19 protein-coding genes and 1 tRNA gene are annotated in these 19442 nt (G+C 26.0%); 18 read left to right on the top strand and 2 right to left on the bottom strand.

Features of this window, described 5'->3' with window-relative positions:
* The first annotated feature begins 9 nt into the window (after nucleotides 1–9).
* The 3 genes from cls to ABGF48_RS03855 are packed head-to-tail and all read left to right on the top strand — an operon-like array spanning nucleotide 10 to nucleotide 3524.
* Entirely contained in the window at nucleotides 10–1584 is a 1575-nt protein-coding gene (gene cls / locus ABGF48_RS03865; RefSeq protein WP_408105025.1) for a cardiolipin synthase, read from the top strand.
* A gap of 9 nt (nucleotides 1585–1593) precedes the next feature.
* Entirely contained in the window at nucleotides 1594–2052 is a 459-nt protein-coding gene (locus ABGF48_RS03860) for an NUDIX domain-containing protein (protein WP_408105024.1), read from the top strand.
* Nucleotides 2049–3524, top strand: a complete 1476-nt coding sequence (locus ABGF48_RS03855) for a family 20 glycosylhydrolase (protein WP_408105023.1) — start codon at nucleotides 2049–2051, stop codon at nucleotides 3522–3524. The genes ABGF48_RS03860 and ABGF48_RS03855 overlap by 4 nt, the downstream gene beginning before the upstream one ends.
* A gap of 102 nt (nucleotides 3525–3626) precedes the next feature.
* On the opposite strand, the gene ABGF48_RS03850 is transcribed toward ABGF48_RS03855, so the two are convergent.
* Entirely contained in the window at nucleotides 3627–4511 is an 885-nt protein-coding gene (locus ABGF48_RS03850; protein ID WP_408105022.1) for a hypothetical protein, read from the bottom strand.
* Nucleotides 4512–4529: 18 nt separating this feature from the next.
* Nucleotides 4530–5747, bottom strand: a complete 1218-nt coding sequence (locus tag ABGF48_RS03845; RefSeq protein ID WP_408105021.1) for a glycosyltransferase family 2 protein — start codon at nucleotides 5745–5747, stop codon at nucleotides 4530–4532.
* Nucleotides 5748–6003: 256 nt separating this feature from the next.
* Here ABGF48_RS03845 and ABGF48_RS03840 point away from each other — a divergent pair.
* The 15 genes from ABGF48_RS03840 (at nucleotide 6004) to ABGF48_RS03770 (ending at nucleotide 19215) form a co-directional block, all read left to right on the top strand.
* Nucleotides 6004–6078: transfer RNA gene (locus ABGF48_RS03840), tRNA-Gly, on the top strand.
* 108 nt (nucleotides 6079–6186) lie between these two features.
* Nucleotides 6187–6786 carry a hypothetical protein gene (locus tag ABGF48_RS03835; RefSeq protein WP_408105020.1) on the top strand — a complete coding sequence of 200 codons (600 nt, stop codon included), beginning with the start codon at nucleotides 6187–6189 and terminating at the stop codon, nucleotides 6784–6786.
* A 139-nt stretch (nucleotides 6787–6925) separates the two neighbouring features.
* On the top strand, nucleotides 6926–8257 hold the full coding sequence (gene hisS, locus ABGF48_RS03830; RefSeq protein ID WP_408105019.1) for a histidine--tRNA ligase: 1332 nt from the start codon (nucleotides 6926–6928) through the stop codon (nucleotides 8255–8257).
* Nucleotides 8247–10154: a threonine--tRNA ligase gene (thrS, locus tag ABGF48_RS03825; RefSeq protein WP_408105018.1), complete on the top strand. Its 1908-nt coding sequence runs from the start codon at nucleotides 8247–8249 to the stop codon at nucleotides 10152–10154. The genes hisS and thrS overlap by 11 nt, the downstream gene beginning before the upstream one ends.
* A 158-nt stretch (nucleotides 10155–10312) precedes the next feature.
* Nucleotides 10313–10843, top strand: a complete 531-nt coding sequence (infC, locus tag ABGF48_RS03820) for a translation initiation factor IF-3 (RefSeq protein WP_134711096.1) — start codon at nucleotides 10313–10315, stop codon at nucleotides 10841–10843.
* A gap of 13 nt (nucleotides 10844–10856) precedes the next feature.
* Nucleotides 10857–11048: a 50S ribosomal protein L35 gene (gene rpmI, locus ABGF48_RS03815; RefSeq protein ID WP_134711094.1), complete on the top strand. Its 192-nt coding sequence runs from the start codon at nucleotides 10857–10859 to the stop codon at nucleotides 11046–11048.
* A 10-nt stretch (nucleotides 11049–11058) separates the two neighbouring features.
* Nucleotides 11059–11409, top strand: coding sequence for a 50S ribosomal protein L20 (gene rplT, locus ABGF48_RS03810; RefSeq protein ID WP_408105017.1), 351 nt, complete (start codon nucleotides 11059–11061; stop codon nucleotides 11407–11409).
* Between the two features lie 94 nt (nucleotides 11410–11503).
* Nucleotides 11504–12859, top strand: coding sequence for a TrkH family potassium uptake protein (locus ABGF48_RS03805; RefSeq protein WP_408105016.1), 1356 nt, complete (start codon nucleotides 11504–11506; stop codon nucleotides 12857–12859).
* A 10-nt stretch (nucleotides 12860–12869) separates the two neighbouring features.
* The gene (locus ABGF48_RS03800; RefSeq protein ID WP_408105015.1) at nucleotides 12870–13517 is read left to right on the top strand and encodes a potassium channel family protein; all 648 of its coding nucleotides are present in this window, start codon (nucleotides 12870–12872) and stop codon (nucleotides 13515–13517) included.
* Between the two features lie 100 nt (nucleotides 13518–13617).
* The gene (locus tag ABGF48_RS03795; RefSeq protein ID WP_408105014.1) at nucleotides 13618–14337 is read left to right on the top strand and encodes a TrmH family RNA methyltransferase; all 720 of its coding nucleotides are present in this window, start codon (nucleotides 13618–13620) and stop codon (nucleotides 14335–14337) included.
* The gene (locus ABGF48_RS03790; protein ID WP_408105013.1) at nucleotides 14338–15072 is read left to right on the top strand and encodes an ATP-binding cassette domain-containing protein; all 735 of its coding nucleotides are present in this window, start codon (nucleotides 14338–14340) and stop codon (nucleotides 15070–15072) included.
* Nucleotides 15065–15739, top strand: coding sequence for a methionine ABC transporter permease (locus ABGF48_RS03785; protein WP_408105012.1), 675 nt, complete (start codon nucleotides 15065–15067; stop codon nucleotides 15737–15739). Before ABGF48_RS03790 ends, ABGF48_RS03785 begins: the two co-directional genes overlap by 8 nt.
* The gene (locus tag ABGF48_RS03780) at nucleotides 15739–16560 is read left to right on the top strand and encodes a MetQ/NlpA family ABC transporter substrate-binding protein (protein WP_408105011.1); all 822 of its coding nucleotides are present in this window, start codon (nucleotides 15739–15741) and stop codon (nucleotides 16558–16560) included. Before ABGF48_RS03785 ends, ABGF48_RS03780 begins: the two co-directional genes overlap by 1 nt.
* Nucleotides 16561–16813: 253 nt before the next feature.
* On the top strand, nucleotides 16814–18301 hold the full coding sequence (locus ABGF48_RS03775) for a DUF1846 domain-containing protein (protein ID WP_408105010.1): 1488 nt from the start codon (nucleotides 16814–16816) through the stop codon (nucleotides 18299–18301).
* Nucleotides 18301–19215, top strand: coding sequence for a diacylglycerol/lipid kinase family protein (locus ABGF48_RS03770; protein ID WP_408105009.1), 915 nt, complete (start codon nucleotides 18301–18303; stop codon nucleotides 19213–19215). Before ABGF48_RS03775 ends, ABGF48_RS03770 begins: the two co-directional genes overlap by 1 nt.
* Nucleotides 19216–19442 lie beyond the last annotated feature (227 nt).

Here is a 19442-nt window from a genome sequence, read left to right as displayed (position 1 = left end):
GAGTTTTTTATGCGAAAATTTAAAATAAAAAATAAAGACAAAATAACAGAATCTCTAACAAATTTAAAAAGTAAGAGACATTTAGTTAAGCCAATCTTTTGGGTTACTATTATAATATTGCTTCAATTTGCTCTATTGATTTATTTATCTAATATTTTTAAGGGTGAAGAATTATTGATTAATTATCTATGGAGCATTGTTTCATATGCGTTAATTATCTATATTATAAATTTAAACCAACCTATAGAGTATAGAGTAGCTTGGATTATTCCAATTGCTATATTACCTGTTGCAGGGTTTTTGATTTATTTGGTATTTGAAATTTTTCCAGGTCCAAAAAGGTTAAAGAGAAAACTGGAGAAAATTAAAGAAAGTAGCTCTTATTTACTAGTAAAAGATGATAAGATTTTACAAGAAATAGATGATAACAAAAAAATTAATAATGGAATTGAAAAATATTTACAAAATACTATAAATTATCCAATATATAAAAATACAAATTATAAATATTTTTCATCAGGAGAAGAATATTTTGAAAAACTATTAGAAGATTTAGAAAATGCTCAGGAATTTATATTTTTAGAATATTTTATAGTAAGACCAGGAAAAATGCTTGAACAAATACTAGATAAATTAATTGATAAAGTAAATGAGGGTGTTAAAGTAAAAATTATGTATGATGGAATAAATGATTATTATTTACCTGATAATTATAAAGAATTTTTACTTAATTTAGGATTTGAAGTTCAAGTATTTTCAGCTGTTACTCCAATATTATCTACTGTTCATAATAATAGAGATCATAGAAAAATAGTATCAATTGATAATAAAATAGCTTATACTGGGGGGTTAAATTTAGCTGATGAATATATAAATGAAATAGCAAGATTTGGACATTGGAAAGATAATGGTATTAGAATTGAGGGAGAAGCGGTTAGAAGTATAACTGTTATGTTTTTAAATTTATGGAATCTTTCTAAATATGAAAATTCTGATTATGAAAAATATTTGAAAAATGTTTATAAGGTAGATAACAACGATTATGTTCAACCTTTCGATGATTCTCCAAATGATGGAGAAACTGTTGGAGAAAATGTATATGCTGATATAATTAATAGGACTAAAAATTATGTATATATCATGACACCATATCTAATTTTGAGTGAAAAAATTAAAGATGCAATGATATTCGCTGCTAAAAGAGGAGTTGATATTCAAATTTTAATGCCTGGTATACCCGATAAGAAAGTTCCATATATAATGGCTCGTTCAAATTATGAACAATTACTTTTTAACGGTGTGAAAATATATGAGTATATACCCGGATTTTTACATTCTAAATCTATTATTGCGGATGACTTGATTTCTGTAGTTGGGACAATTAATTTAGATTTTAGAAGTTTACATTTACATTATGAAAATGCTATTTTATTTTATAGTAAAAACTTAGCTAAAATAATAAAAAATGATTTTGAAAAAACTAGAAATTTATCTAGAGAAGTAACATATAGAAATTATAAAGATTATTCTATTTTTTATAGATTTTTAGGAAAAATACTTAAATTAGTAGCCCCTTTGATGTAGGAGAATTTTATGAAAACAATTATGATGAATATGGTCAGAATTTTTAATGGAAGCAAAGTATTGGTTCTCGATAAAAAGAAAAAATATGGCTGGGAAGGATTAACATTTCCCGGGGGAAAAGTTGAACCTTTTGAATCTTTTAATAATTCTGCAATTAGAGAAATAAAAGAAGAAACTAATTTAGATATAAAAGATTTAGAATTTAACGGTTTTATTCAGTGGTATGGTAAGAATCCTGATGAGAGATATGTTGGCCTTTTATATACAGCACATGGATTTGATGGAAAGTTAATATCAGAAAATATAGAAGGAAATTTATTTTTTGAAGATTACGAAGAATTTAAGGCAATGGAAGGACATTCTGATTCAATGGAATATATTTTAAAAATATATGATGGAATGTATAAAGAAATATCTTTGATATATGATGAAAAAAATGTTTTAATTGAAAGGGAATTTATAAAATGAGGATAAATACGAAAAAATTAAATGAAAAATTATTAACTTTTACTTATCCTCAAGAGATAAAATTTATTAATTCAGAAACATTTTATATAAAAAATATTATATATTCTGGTGAAATACGTAATGTTTATAATATCTTTTATGAAAATATAAAAGAGTTTTTTATTAATGATGGAAAAGTATTTATTTTAGAATTAAATTTTAATGAAAATCTTAACTTTTCAGAACAAGGTTATAAATTAATTGTAAAAGAAAATAAAATTTTAGTTGAATATAAAAATGAAATTGGGATTATATATGCTTTGATGAAGTTAAATAACATTATAAAAATAAATAAGTCTTTATTTGAATTTGAAATTATAGATTATCCAAGATTATCAGAAAGAAGAATTTTACTTGATATTGGTAGAAAGTATTTTACAAAGGATTGGATACTTAATTTAATATTTGAAATGTCAAAATTAAAATTGAACACATTAATGTTACATTTTTCAGAAAATAGAGGGTTTAGAATTGAATCAGAATTTGATCCTAGTATTGTTTCAAAAGATGGTTTTCTAACAAAGAAAGATATAAGAGAAATCATCGATTACGCTAAAAATAAAAATATTTCAATAATTCCAAGTTTAGATACTCCAGGTCATGTTGAACATATTCTTAAAATTCATCCAGAATTAGGACAAATTGATATTAATGGAAAAAATAGTAAATATTCTTTTGATATAACTAGAAAATCAGTTTTAGAATATATTAAAAATCTATATTTAGAATTTATGGAATTATTTAATAATTCAAAATATTTTCATATAGGATTTGATGAATACATGGATTTTAAAAGTGAACAATTTAAAAATAAATATCAAAAAATATTAGAAGAAAATTCTAAGATAAATGGATTTTCAAGTTGGACAGATTCAATAAATTTATATTTAAATGAAATTAGTAAACTAATGATAGAAAATAATTTTATTCCAAGAATATGGAATGATTGTTTACATTATGGAGAAAATACATCAAATATATTTTCGAATAAACTTGAAAATAGGATAGGAGTAGATTATTGGTGTAATATTCCATGGGATGATAATGTTGTTAATATTTCTTACTTATTGGATAGGGGTTATAATGAAATATACAATTCAAATTCAAGCTTTTTTTATTATGTTTTAAGAGAAGAAATGCCGAAAGATGGTAGAAAACAAAATTCATGGGATTACTTTAATCAATATCAAAGAATATATAATATTTGGAGTCCTGGAGTTTTCTTTGGTGAAAATATTGATAATGAAGATAATAGGATTAAAGGTGCTTCTATATCAATTTGGTGTGATAATCAAAATCTAGTAAGTCAAGATATTATTTTTGAGGATATAAAAAAAGAGTTAAGAGCATTTGCTGCTAAAACGTGGAATTATAAAATAAATGAGAATATAGATATTGAAAAATATTTTGAAAATTTAAGAATTGTAGAATAATTATAAACTAAAAGCGGTTATGATATAAAAAACATGGTACTGTTGCAAAATAACATTTTTAGTTATTTTGCAACAGCCATATGCAAGTTATAACTTTTTATTTTATTGTACATTTATATTATTTATAACATTTTCATAAGCTTCTATTGAAATAGATGGATTCCATGTGTAACCTGCATTTTTATTTGAATTTATATAATCTTGTTTGTCTTTTTTATATTCTTTAATTTGGAACTTTAAGGCATCTAAACTTATCTTAAAATTATTCTTTTTTTCTAAATTAGGTATTAATGAATTTATATAATTAATACTTAAGTTTGGTTTTTCTTCAAAAACTGAAGCATAATTTAATGAATCATAAAACTTACCTATAATTTGTAAGCCTGATCCGGCAGTTCCATTTGGTATTTTTTCTAATTCTGTAACAAATTTATTTATATTTTCTTTTTCTAAGTTAGATAAACTAGAATTTTTTTCATTTTCTTTGCTATTGTTTTCTTTTTTTGATAATTCGTATAAGCTATTTACTAATTTTTCCAAATTATTAATATTTTTTTCGTTAGTAAATTTAGCACCTGCATCTTCATGTGATTTTTTATATTCACTAGGATTACTTTTGAACTTTTTGATATTTTCAAAAAGTAAAGAAATAGTCATATTTAAATCTGATTTTTTTTCTGAATTTTCATAAAGCTTATTAACATAATTAATTGTTTCATCAGAGTAATCTTGAAGATTTAATGACTCATCCAATAGCTTAACTGCTCTTAAAGATGAACCTGTTGTTCCGTGTGGGAATTTAATTAAATTTTGAAACCATTTATTTAATATATCCTTGTTGATTTCTTTTTTAGTTTCAATCAAAGTCTCTTTTTTAGTTTCTATTTTTTCGACTAATTTTGTATTGTTTTTAGCATTTGTTGAACAAGCAGTAACTATTAAAGAGATAGATAGTAATGCTATAATTTTTTTTATATTACTTTTCATATTACTTCCTTTTTTATTTTAATTTGTGATATTATTTTTTGAATCATGTTTTATTTCTTTCCATTCAACATTGTCCTTAAATAGGACATATGCATTAATTGGTATCCACGATGCTAAAAATACACCAAAAAATAATATTCCTTTCCACATAGGAATAATTTTTTTGCCATTAAGTGCTAAAATAATAATTGCAAATAATGAAGGACCAAAAACCATCCCAATAATATTATACCCTAAAATTGAAAACCCAACAATTGAAGTTGTTTTCATAGAAATAAATAATGTTCCTATAATCATTGATAATAAACTAATATTACTAATATAATTTGCAACTAACATGGCATATGTATCTAAAAAATGTATTCCTTTACCGGAAAATAATGATTTTAACACTGCTTTTGAATTAGCTATAAATCCTTGTTTTAATCCAAGTTGCCATCTAATTCTTTGATGCCATGAAGCTATAAATGAGTTTGGTTGTTCATCATAAAAAATCGCCTTTTCTGTATAACCAATTTTTTCACCTTGAAGAGTTGTCAAAACTGTAAATTCCAAATCTTCTGTTATTGTTTTAGTATTCCACCCACCTAATGATTTTATTACTTTTTTTGTAACCATAAATCCACAACCTATAATCATATTATTTAACTTTAGAGCAGTTCTAGGTTTATTGTAAAAAGTACTTATCATATAGTGATATAAGGTATATGAGCCTGATGTAAAAGATTCATATGGGTTTTTCGAATCTCTAAATCCTTGAGATGCTGAAAATCCATATTCAATTTGTTTATTCATTTCTAACAGAAAATTTTTATCGACGATATTATCGGCATCAAATATTACATAAGCATCATGATTTTCTTTATTTATTAAATAATTAAACAATTGATGTAAAACATCTCCTTTATTTTTTATGGGATATACAACATCAAAAATTCTAGCTCCATTATTAATAGCGACTTCTCTGGTATTATCAGTACAATTATTAGGTGCTATAATAATTTCGTATTTATCTTTTGGATAATTCAAATTTTTTAATGAATTAATTAAATTAGGGAGCACAAATTCCTCATTTCTAGCAGCAATTAAAATAGCAAATTTATTGTATTTATCAACATCAGGTATATTTTCTATTTTTTTAAAATAATGTAGCCCTATAAAAAATTGATATAGAGAATATGGTATTAATATAGAACTCAAAATAATCATCAAATAAGTTATAATTTTTAAAAACATTTTTCACCATCCTTTTCGTAAATTATACCATATAGAAAATATATTTAGTATTACAATTAAGTAAAAAAATTTGACAATTATTTATAAAATGTTTATACTAATAAAGTAATTACTGCTATAAAGTAGTTAAACATACGGAAGAGGCTCAGTGGTAAGGCTAGGTACCCAAAATCTTCGATTTTGATCTCATCAGCATTGCAAGACCATAAAATAAAATGTTTAATAAGGTAATTACTGCTATAAAGTAATTTAACATGCGGAAGTGGCTCAGTGGTAGAGCATCGCCTTGCCAAGGCGAGGGTCGCGAGTTCGAATCTCGTTTTCCGCTCCAATCTAAATCAGGATAATCCTGATTTTTTTTTACAATTTATAAAAAATGTTGAGAATTTTATTAATTTATAATAACATTATAAGTAAGATAAATACTTGGAGGGATAAAATGGATAGAAGACCAAATTTAAAGAGAAAAAATGATACCATGCTTAATTATATTATGATAGCATTAATTGTAATATTGATATTATGTTTCATAGTCTATATTGTATCAGCTATTTTTGGTGGAAAAGATAATACAAAGAAAAATGATGTAAAAATAGCAACTATAGAAACTAAAACGGAAAGCAAGACTTTACAAACCTTAAAAGAAACTTTAAAAGAATCTAATAAAGAAACAAATAAAGAAACAAATAAAGAAACAAATAAGGAAACAAATAAGGAAACAAATAAGGAAACAAATAAGGAAACAAATAAGGAATCTGTAAAAGAAACAAATAAAGAAACAAATAAGGAAACATTGAGAGAAAATAATGTGCGAGATAATGGTCAAAGAAGTGGAAATAGAAATGCTGAAAATCCTTATGCAGCAACAGCTTCAGATGAAAGGATTAAAAATGCTAGTGAATCGGAACTTGTAGATATGATCATTAGAGGGGATTTAGGATACGGAGCAGAAAGACAGGAAATTTTAAAGAAAAACGGTCTAGATGTTGATTATATTAACAATCTTGTAAATCAAAGATTAAGAGAATTAGGATATTAAATAAGATATAATTCTTAAACAAAATATCATAGGATTAGGGGATAGATTTTTCTATCCTCATTTATTTTAAAAAACATTTTACTTTAAATATTTTTGTATTTTTAATATAATAAATTAGATAGGAATATAAGGAGAAATTATGGATATAGTTAATCCATCAATTCTTTCTGGATTTATGGAATTATTACCAGATGAACAGAAATTATTTGATGAAATTAAATTGACAATTGAAAAAAATTTTATTAAATATGGATTTGTAAATTTAGATACACCTCTTATAGAGAAAGAAGAAATTTTATTATCTAAAGGAGGCGGGGAAACTTCAAAACAAATTTATAGAATTGATAAAGAAAGTACACCTCAAGCTTTGAGATTTGATTTAACTGTAAGCTTAGCTAGATATGTTGCAATGCATGCAAATGAATTAAATTTTCCATTTAGAAGATATCAAATTGGAAAAGTTTACAGAGGTGAAAGGAATCAAAAAGGTAGATATAGAGAATTTTACCAATGTGATATTGATATAATTGGTAATGAAAAATTAGATATTGTTAATGATGGGGAAATTCCATCAGTTATTTATAATATATTTAGTGATTTAGGATTAGGAGAAGTAACTTTTAGAGTAAATAATCGTAAATTGCTAAATGGATATTTAGAGTCAATTTCTGTATCAGATTTTGAATCTATAATGAGAACAATTGATAAATTACCTAAAATTGGAATTGAAAAAACAAAGTTAGAATTAGAAAAATTTGGATTAAATTCATTACAAATCACTCAAATTTTTGATTTTATTAATTTGACTGAATTAGAAAATACAGAGATATTAGATAAATTATTAAAGATTGAAATAAGTAATGATTCATATTCTGAAGGACTGGGAGAATTAGTTAAAGTATATGAATATATGAAAATGTTTGGAATTCCAGAAAAAAATATTAAAATAGATTTGACAATTACAAGAGGGTTAGATTATTACACTGGTACGGTATTTGAGACATTCCTAAATGGATATGAATCAATAGGATCTGTATGTAGTGGTGGAAGATATGATAATCTTGCAAGTAATTTTACTAAGCAGAAGTATCCAGGAATAGGACTTTCTATTGGATTGACTAGATTGTTTTACCAATTAAATGAGTCAAAACTATTGAAGAAGCAGGAGAAAACTGTCAGTCACAATATTTTAGTAATTCCTATGAATGAAGAAGTTCTTGATTATTCCATTGAAGTTGTTAATTTGCTAAGAAATAATGACATAAATTCTCAAATATACTTAGAAACAGTAAAAACAAAGAAAAAATTTAATTATGCAGATAAAATGGGCATAAAAAATACAATTATTATTGGGGAAACTGAAAAACAAAATAATACTGTTAGCTTGAAAAATTTTGATAATGGTAATCAAGAAGAATTAAAATTAGAAAATTTAGTCGAAATATTAAATGGGGGAAAATATGAAAATTAAATTTCCAGATGGAAGTATTAAAGATTTTGAACAAAATGCAAGTTTATTAGATATTGCCAAATCAATATCTGAAGGATTAGCACGTTCAGTAGAAGGGGCTATTGTAAATGGTGGTACTTTAATGGGGTTACAAGAAACGTTAAAAGAAGATAGTGAAGTAAATTTCTTTAAATATGATACAAAAGAAGGAAAACATTTATTTTGGCATACTTCTTCACACTTAATGGCTGCAGCTATTGAAAAATTATTTCCAGGTACATTATTTGCTATTGGACCAGCAATCGACAATGGATTTTACTATGATATAGATAGTGAACATCAATTTACTCCTGAAGATTTAGGTAAAATTGAAGAAGAAATGTTAAAAATTGCTAAAGAAAAACATAATGTAATAAGAGAAGATATTTCAAGAGAAGAAGCGTTGAAATATTTTGAAGAAAAAGGTGATAAATATAAAGTTGAGTTAATTAATGACTTGCCTGAAGATGCACCACTTTCATTATATAAATTAGGAGATTTTACTGATTTATGTAAAGGTCCACACATTCAAAACACAAAAGAAATTAAAGCGGTAAAATTATTATCAATTGCAGGAGCATACTGGAGAGGTGATGTTAACAATAAAATGCTTCAAAGAATTTATGGTATAACATTTAAGAAACAAGCTGAATTAGATGAATACTTAAATATGATTGAAGAAGCAAAGAAAAGAGATCATAGAGTTTTAGGTAAACAAATGAACTTATATATGATTTCTGAAGAAGGTCCAGGATTTCCATTTTATTTACCAAACGGTATGATATTAAAAAATAGTTTGGAAAGATATTTAAAATCATTAATGGATAGAGCTGGATACGGACAAATTCAAACACCTATGATCTTAAATGAAGAATTATGGCATAGATCAGGACACTGGGATCACTATAAAGACAATATGTATTTTACAAAGATTGATGATGAAAATTATGCCATCAAACCAATGAACTGTCCAGGCGCAATTTTGGTTTACAAATCACAACCTCATTCATATAGAGATTTACCAATAAGATTATCAGAATTAGGACATGTTCATAGACATGAATTATCAGGTGCATTACACGGGCTATTTAGAGTAAGAGCATTTACACAAGATGATGCCCACTTATTTGTAACAAAAGATCAAATCAAAACTGAAATTAAAAATATAATGAAATTGGCTGATGAAATATATACTAAATTTGGTTTTGAATATAAGGTATTTATTTCAACAAGACCGGAAGACTTTATGGGAGATCCTGAAGTATGGGATGTAGCAGAACAAGCATTAATTTCTACAGTAGAAGAATTGAATTTACCTTATGAGTTAAATGAAGGTGATGGCGCATTCTATGGACCAAAGATTGATATTCAATTATTTGATTCACTAAAGAGAGCATGGCAATGTGGAACAGTTCAGTTAGACTTCCAAATGCCTGAAAGATTTGATATTCACTATGTTGATGAACATGGTGAAAAAGTAAGACCTGTTATGGTTCACAGAGCTTTATATGGTTCATTAGAAAGATTTATCGGTATTTTAATTGAACATTATGCTGGACATTTCCCATTATGGTTAGCTCCAGTACATGCAACATTTATTCCTGTAAGTTTGGATGTTCATGGCGAAAAAGTAAAAGAAATTTACAATAGATTCTTAGAAAAAGGATTAAGAGTTGAATTAGATGATAGAAACGAATCAATGGGTAAGAAAATAAGAGATTCACAAACATCTAAAGTTCCATATCAATTAGTAATTGGTGACAATGAATTGAAAAATTATACAGTGTCAGTAAGAAAATATGGAGAAACAAAATCAGTTGATATTGATTTAGAACAATTCTTAAATCAAATGGTTGAAGATTTTGAACAAAGAAAATAATTGACATTTGTATTTAAGTATTGTATACTTATCTAGTAATGAAGAAGAGTACCTACTCTCACCTAATCATATTGTGAATTAGGTTAACTAAATTAATGATTATTAATGTAGTAGCGTAGGTATTTCTATGCTACTATTTTTATTATAAATTAAAACTTATATACTTTAGGAGGTATGTTATTAAAGAACTTCAAATAAACAATCAAATTCGTTTTCCAAAAGTTAGATTGATCGATGTTGATGGAGAACAATTAGGTATGTTTACTTCAGCAGATGCACAAAAAAGAGCCGATGAACAAGGATTAGATTTGGTGTTATTATCACCTAATGCAAATCCACCTGTTTGCAGAATTATGGATTATAGTAAATTCAAATATGAGCAAATAAAAAAACAAAAAGAAGCTAAAAAAAATGCTAAAACTGTTAACGTTCAAGAGATAAGATTGTCTCCAACAATCCAACAACATGATTTAGAAATAAAAGCAAAAAATGCAAGTAAAATCATTAAAAAAGAGGATAAAGTTAAAGTAAGTATTAGATTTAGAGGAAGAGAAATGGCTCACAAAGATTTAGGTAAAGAAGTTTTGGATAAATTCTTTGAACTTGTAAGTGATATTGCTCAAATATCAAGTAAACCTAAAATGGAAGGCCGTAGCATGCAGATGATAATAGAACCAAAATCAGAATAAGGAGGAACGTTGTATGCCAAAAATGAAAACACACAGAGGTTCAGCAAAAAGATTTAAGAGAACTGGATCAGGAAAATTAAAAAGATTTAAAGCTTATAAGAGTCATATAACAGCTAAAAAATCACCAAAAAGAATAAGAAACTTAAGAAAATCTACATTAGTAAGTAGTGCAGATATGAAGAGAATTGGACAAATGATTCCTTAGGAGGTAAAAGATGGCAAGAGTAAAACGTGCAGTAAATTCAAAGAAAAATCATAAAAAATACTTAAAATTAGCTAAGGGATACTTTGGTGGAAAATCAAGATTATTCAGAACAGCTAAACAAGCAGTAATGAAATCATTACAATATGCTTATATTGGTAGAAAAAATAGAAAAAGAGATTTTAGACAATTATGGATTGCAAGAATCAACGCAGCTTCAAGAGCAAATGGTTTAAGCTATTCAAAATTTATGGGTGGATTAAAGAAAGCTAATATCGATATCAATAGAAAAATGTTATCAGAAATAGCTATTAATGATCCTCAAGCATTTGCAAAATTAGTTGAAACAGCTAAAAATGCTTAATTAAATGAAATATTAAATTACTACTACTGCTAATGGGTAGTAGTTTTTTTTATTTGTGATATAATAATTTTGTAATTCAAAATTGAGGGGATATATGAAAGTTAAAAATTTTTTAAGTAATATATTTAAGGCTAAAAATGCAACAAGATTTATCTTAAATATGTATATTTTAATAATTATAATAGGTGCATTTATTTTGATGCTTCCAATATCATCAAATTCAGGAAATTTCACATCATTAATGGATGCATTATTTACAACTGTTTCTGCAATATGTGTTACAGGATTAACTACTGTAACTACTGCAACACATTGGTCAGTTATAGGTAAGTTTGTAATTATTATACTTATACAACTTGGTGGATTGGGTATAATGACTGCTGCATCCATAATATCATTGATTTTTAATAAGAAAATGTCTATTTCAGATCGACTTCATTTGTCAGAAGAAAAAAATACTGTTTCTATTCAAGGAATTATAAGATTGATTAAATTTATAATCTACTCAACATTTATAATTGAAGCTGTAGGCGCAATATTTTTTATGTTTACTTTTATTCCTGAATATGGATTAATTAAAGGTGTTGCATATAGTTTTTTTCATTCAATTTCAGCATTTTGTAATGCAGGTTTTGATATAATAGGATCAGAAAGTTTAACAAAATATGCTTTGAATGTAAATGTATCTTTGGTAATATCTGTATTGATAATTGTAGGTGGTATAGGATATAAAGTTATAACAGAATTATTAGAAAAAAAACTTAATTTCAAGAAATATACTTTGCATACTAAACTTGTAATAATAATGACTATTTCACTATTAATATTTCCAACTATTTTTTTCATGATTGTAGAATGGAATAATCCTGAGACTTTAGGACAATATGGATTTTTTGGAAAGTTATTAGTATCATTTTTTGAATCTACAACATTAAGAACAGCAGGATTTTTTACAACTAATCAGAAAATGTACTCAAATGCATCATCATTAATAATGATATTAATGATGTTTATTGGTGGTTCTCCAGCTGGTACTGCAGGTGGATTTAAGACTACTAGTTTTGCAAGTATGTTTTTAATTACTAAATCAAACGTTAAACAAGAAAAAAATATAGTTGTATTTAAGCGAACAATTTCATCTCAAATAACTAAAAAAATTATTACTTTATTTACAATATCTATTGCATGGATATTTACAATTACAATACTAATGTCCATAACAGATTCATCTAAAGATTTTATTGATGTTTTATATGAAATATTATCAGCATATGGTACAGTTGGTTTGACTAGAGGAATAACACCAGATTTATCAGCTTTAGGTAAAATATTCATAATGGCAACTATGATTTTCGGTAAAATAGGACCTATATCTATGATATACGCATTTATAGGAAAGTCTAAACCAAAAACATTTAAAGAACAAGAAGAAAATATTTTAATTGGATAGGAGAAAATATATGAAACAATACGCAGTTATTGGATTAGGAAGATTTGGAACTTCAGTTGCTACGACTTTACATGAGTTAGGACATGAAGTTGTAGTAGTAGATGAAAATGAAGATAATATAAATGAATTAGGTGATTATTGTACACATGGATTAATTGGTGATTCTACACAAATGGATGTACTAAGAGCTGCCGGAATTAAAGAAGTGGACTCAGTAATTATTGCTATAACAAATTTTGAAACATCAATTATGACAGCTTTGCTATGCAAGGAGTTAGGTGCAAGAAATGTAATAGCAAAGGCTAGAAATGATAGTCATGCCAAGATTTTAGAAAGAATAGGTGTTGATAATGTAATCATCCCTGAAAAAGATATGGGTAAAAAATTAGCTCACAATTTATCTTCAAAGAATGTTGTTGATATTATAACACTTTCTTCAAATTATGATATTGTAGAAATGAAAGCACCAGAATCATGGCAAGGAAGCACAATCGCACAATTAGATATTAGAAAACATTATGGATTAAATATATTAGGTGTAAATAGGGATGGAGAATTTGTTGGTAACCCAAGTCCATCAATGGATTTGAAGCCTGGAGATCGTTTAATCATTATGGGATCAACAAATGAAATATCTAAAATTGAAAATATAGAATAGCAAAAAAAATATCTTATGTGTTTTTCATCACTTAAGATATTTGTTTTTTTAATTATAATATCTATGTGATCATTTATGTCATATAGTAGAAAGAGTATGTATGTATGAAAAAATAACAAGTTCAAATAGTAATTTCATAAAAGAAATTAAGAAACTTAGACAAAAAAAATATAGACAAAAATTAAATAAATTTATTATAGAATCTAAAAAATTAATTTTAGAAGCTATTTCATCAGGTTATGAAGTAGAAAATATTTTTGTAGTGGAAGGTAAATCTTCTTTATTTGATGATGAAATTTATGTTTCTGAAAAATTATTTGATGCTATTACTAGCATGGTTAATCCTGATGGTTATTTAGCTATAGTGAAAATTAAAAAAAATAAATTATTAACTGATAAAGTATTGATTTTGGATAATATTCAAGATCCTGGAAATATGGGGACTTTAATAAGATCGGCAGAAGCTTTTGGATTTAATACAATAGTTTCAATAAATTCAGTAGATTTTTATAATGAAAAAGTTTTAAGAGCGACTATGGGATCAGGTTTCAGACTTAATTTAATTGATACTAATTACAAATTTTTAGAAAATATGAAGGATTACACGATTTACATTGCAGATATGGATGGTTATGATTATAGGAAATCAATTCCATCAAAAAAAATTGCTATTGTAATAGGAAATGAAGGGAATGGTATTTCAGATAATATATTGAGTTTCAATCATGAATTGATAAAAATTCCAATGTTGGGAAAAATCGAATCATTGAATGCTGGGGTAAGTGGCTCGATATTAATGTCTAATTTTATAGAGGTATAATTGATATTAAAATTTGAAAATGTTGCAAAAAAATTTAATAATTCAAATAATAATTTTGAATTGAGAAATATTTCTTTTGAACTTAAAGAAAAAGAAGTTTTAGGGATAATAGGTAAAAATGGTGCAGGGAAAAGTACCATTCTTAAAATGGCTAATAGCCTTGTTAAGAAAGATTCTGGAAAAATATTTTACGGAGATAAATCTTTAGATGAGATGAGTTCTCATCAAATTCGAGAAATGAATAAAGATGTAGTCTATATTTTTCAAGATGCAAATCTTTTAGATAATAAAACTGTTTATTATCATTTGAAATTGGTTTATAAGTTAAGTAATCAAAAAGTTGATGATCAAAAGATTGATGAAATATTAAGATTTATGCAAATAGAAGAGTTGAAATATTCTTATTGTATTTATTTGAGTGGTGGACAAAAGCAAAAAGTTGCAATTGCCATGGCTATTTTACAAAAGCCGAAAGTACTTCTTTGTGATGAAATAAGTGCATCGCTTGATACAAATTCTGAAAGAGAAATTTTTACTTTATTAAATAAGATAATAGTAAATTCAGATATTTCAATACTTTTAATATCGCATAATTTAAATATACTTAAAAACTTTTGTGATAGAATTTTACTCCTAGAAGATGGAAAAATAAATACCAGCATTATACCTAAAAAAAATGATGAAACATTCACCGATAACTATTTTGAAAATATTAAGGAGTATCTAAATGCTTGAGTTACTTATAGAAAATAGAGAAGCTATTTTTAAGGCATTTATAGAAACTAATATCATGATGGCAGTTACGGTTGTGTTATCGTTATTAATTTCTATACCGATGGGCACATTATTATATGCCTTAAATAAAGACTTTTTAATAAAAAACAAAGTTATATATGAAATTTTAAGTTTTATATTAAATACTCTAAGATCAGTACCATTTTTACTATTTATATTTGTATTGATACCAGTTAATAGATTTTTCTTTCAAACATCTTATGGTGTTATTTCAGCAATAATTCCGTTAACATTGGTAACGATAAGTATTTACACAAGATTTGTCGAACAAGCATATATAAATTTAAATCAAAATATAATAGATCGTGCGTTGAGCATGGGAGCGAATAAATTCCAAATTATTTATTATTTTTTATTTCCATCAATACATAGTGATTTGATTTTATCATTTACTTCTGTAATAATGAGTACATTGTCGTATTCAACAGTTATGGGAGTAATTGGAGCTGGCGGATTAGGAGATTATGCATTTAGATATGGATATCAAGAATATAACTATGAATTAATGTATCTTATAATAATAATTTTTGTATTATATGTATTTTTAATTCAAAGTTTAGGATATTTTATTGTGAAGAAAGTAAACAAATATAAGGAGAAGTATTAATGAAAAAAATATTAGCATTATTATTAGTTTTTTCAGCATTACTAGTTGGTTGTGCAGGAAATACTAAAAAAGAAACAAAAAAAGAAGTTAAAAAAGAAATGGAAGCAATTAAGGTTGCTGCTCATACAAACCCAATGACAACAATGTTAAAATTAATTGAACCTGATTTAAAAGAAAAAGGTTATAAATTAGAATTAGTATCAGTAACAGATAATGTACAAGCAAATGTTGCATTAAATAATAAAGAAGTTGATGCAAATTTCTTTCAACATGAACCATTTATGGCTCAATTTAATGATAAGAACAAAGCTAATTTAGTAAAAGTTACACCAGTTTACAATGCATTAGTTGCTTTTTATTCAAAAACAGCAAAATCTTTAGATGAATTAAAAGATGGCGCAGTTGTAGCGATTCCAAATGATCCAACAAACAAAGCAAGAGCATTAAGATTATTAGCTTCTTCAAAATTGATTGAATTAAAAGATCCAAATAGCTATAAAGTAACTGTAGAAGATGTAGTAAAAAATCCTAAAAACTTACAATTTAAGGAATGGGGATTATTAAACTTAAATGAAGCCTATCAAGAATCTGATTTGACATTTAACTACCCAACATATATTGAAGCATTAAAATTAAAACCATTAGAAAATGGTTTAATTTTAGAGCCAGAAGCTGATAAGACATTTGCAATTATAATTGCAGCAAGAGAAGATAATAAAGAGTCTGAAAAAATAAAAGTATTAAAAGAATTAATGAATGGTGAAAAAATTAAGAACTTTATAGATCAAAAATTAAAAGGACATGCAAGAGTAGCGTTTTAATGATTATATTTAAAAATCTGCCGTAAGATAAATTTTTAATTTATTTTGGTTCTTTGTTAAATACCCATAGGGCACAAGTAGTGAAGGTGAATTTTATTCACCAACACTATTTATTGTAGAGCCTTTATTTTGCGGCAGATTTTCTATATTAGAAGTAATATTCAAATTCATATACTTTTTATTAAAATATTTTGTAAATTAGTAGAATTTTGGTATAATGTAGACTGTTAAAAAAATAAGAAAAGAGGTGTGTATGAAAAAAGTTTCTTTTGATAATGAAAAATATATCAAAATGCAGTCAGAAAAGATTCTAGAAAGAATTAGCAAATTTGATAATAAGCTATATTTAGAATTTGGTGGAAAATTATTTGATGATGCTCACGCGTCAAGAGTTTTGCCAGGATTTAAGGTGGATACTAAATTACAAATGTTATTGCAACTTAAAGATAAAGCAGAAGTTGTAATAGTTGTAAACGCTAATGATATTCAAAGTAATAAATTAAGAGGTGATTTAGAAATTGGATATGATAGTGAAGTTTTAAGATTAATAGACTCATTTAACAGTGTTGATCTTTATGTTTCATCTGTAATGATTAATCAATTTGCTAACCAACCAAATGCTATTAAATTTAGAAACTACTTGGATAAAATGAATATTAAATCCTATGTTTCATATACAATTGAGGGATATCCTAATAATAGCTCTTTAATAGTAAGCGATGAAGGATTTGGTAAAAATGAATATATAGAGACTACAAGACCTTTGGTAGTTGTGACAGCTCCCGGACCAGGCAGTGGAAAGTTAGCTACATGTATGTCTCAAATGTATCATGAATATAAAAATGGAGTTAAAGCAGGATATGCAAAATTTGAAACTTTTCCTGTTTGGAATCTACCATTAAAACATCCGGTAAATATTGCTTATGAAGCTGCAACAGCGGACTTAAATGATGTTAATATGATAGATCCATTCCATTTGGAAGCATACGATGAAACAACAATAAATTATAATAGAGATGTAGAAGCATTTCCAATTTTACAATCTATGTTTAATAAGATAATGGGAGAATGTCCATATAAATCACCAACAGATATGGGTGTAAATATGGTTGGATACTGTATAAGTGATGATGATGGTGTTATTGCGGCAAGTAAAGAAGAAGTTATTAGAAGATACTATGATAGCTTATGCGATTTAAAAATTGGTAAAATAAAAGAAAATGTTGTACAAAAAATAGATATTTTAATGACACAATTAAATATCAAACCTGAAGATAGAGATGTTGTAATTCAATCCAGAAATAAATCAGAGCAAAATAATACTTCAGCTTTTGCTATAAAATTACCAAATAATCAAATTGTAACTGGAAAGACAACAGAATTATTGGATGCTTCTTCAGCATGCTTATTAAATGCGTTAAAATCTTTAGCTAATATAAATGATGAAATTCCTTTAATTTCACCTCATATACTGGAACCTATTACAGAATTAAAGTATAATATAATGAAAGAGGATGGAGTTAAATTACATCTTGATGAAGTATTGATTGCTTTAGCAATGTCAGCTACAACAAATCCTGTTTCACATTTAGCTATGGAACAATTGGAAAAATTGAAAAGTTGTGAAGCTCACTCTACTATAATGTTAGAATCTAATGATAAAACGATATTAAGAAAATTAGGATTACATTTTACTTCAGACCCCAAATTTAGATCGAAAGGTTTATATAGGAATTATTAATGGAAAAATATAGTAATATTAAAGTTATTGCAAATCCTCAGTCAGGTAAATCTGATGGTAAAGATTTTGAAGAAATAATAAAAGAACAATTAAGTGAATATTATGAAACTGTTGATTTTGAATTTACAAAAGAGGCTGGTGATGCTACTAAAATAGCGGAGAAAGCATGTGAAGATAATTATCATTCAATTTGCTCTTTTGGAGGAGATGGTACTTTGTCAGAAGTTATCGAAGGTATGGTGAATCATAATAATTCTCCAAAATTAGTAATATTTCCGGCTGGTACAGGTAATATAATGTCTAAATCACTTAAAATTGGACAAAATAAAAAAAATGTTATTGAGTCAATAGACTTTACTAAAACTAAAAAAATAGATATAGGCAAAGCGGGAAATAAAGTATTTAGCTTTGCTTTAAGTATTGGTCAAATTCCAGAAGCTCTTAATGAAGTTACAAACGAAGAAAAAGAAAAGAATGGTTTTTTTGCGTATATTTCAAATTTAGCTAAAAAACTTATTGGAAATGCAGAAACACATGACTTAAGAGTAATTGTAGATGGCAAAGAGTATGAAGGTAAGGTAGATCATTTATTTATTTTAGTCTCAAATAAATTTGGAAATTTAAATGTTCCAAATAAAGAATCGTCAATTGATGATGGATACCTAAATGTATACATTTTAAAAGAGGAAGCCATACTTGAAAAAGTAAGAGTTGGAATTGAGGTTATTATAGGTAATTTACTAGATAATGAAAATGTAGAATATATGAAGGGAAAACATATAAGGATAGAATCCATAGACTCGGAAGATGTTTATGTAGATTTAGATGGAGATAAAGGACCGAAATTGCCATTAGATGTATCTATTTTGAATAAAAACATAGAAGTATTTACTGGGAAAAAATATAAAGAATAAAGTTAATTAAAAAAAAGCTATTGCAATTTAAGGTGACCCCAAAAAGTTGGACCTAAAATCCAACTTTAAGTAGGTCAGTTCAATTTGCGATAGCTTTTTTTCTTTAATTATGAAATTAAGTAATTAAAATTAAGTAGAATGAATTTATTTTTAATATGTTTCATTTTTATGAAATATTAACAAATTTTTTTATTTTAATTTTGTAAACTTTTTCATTAAAAGTATTG

Origin of the sequence: Helcococcus bovis, assembly GCF_046035835.1 — a bacterium.
GTDB classification, from domain to species: Bacteria; Bacillota; Clostridia; order Tissierellales; family Peptoniphilaceae; genus Helcococcus; species Helcococcus bovis.
This window is presented reverse-complemented; position numbering and strand designations above follow the sequence as displayed.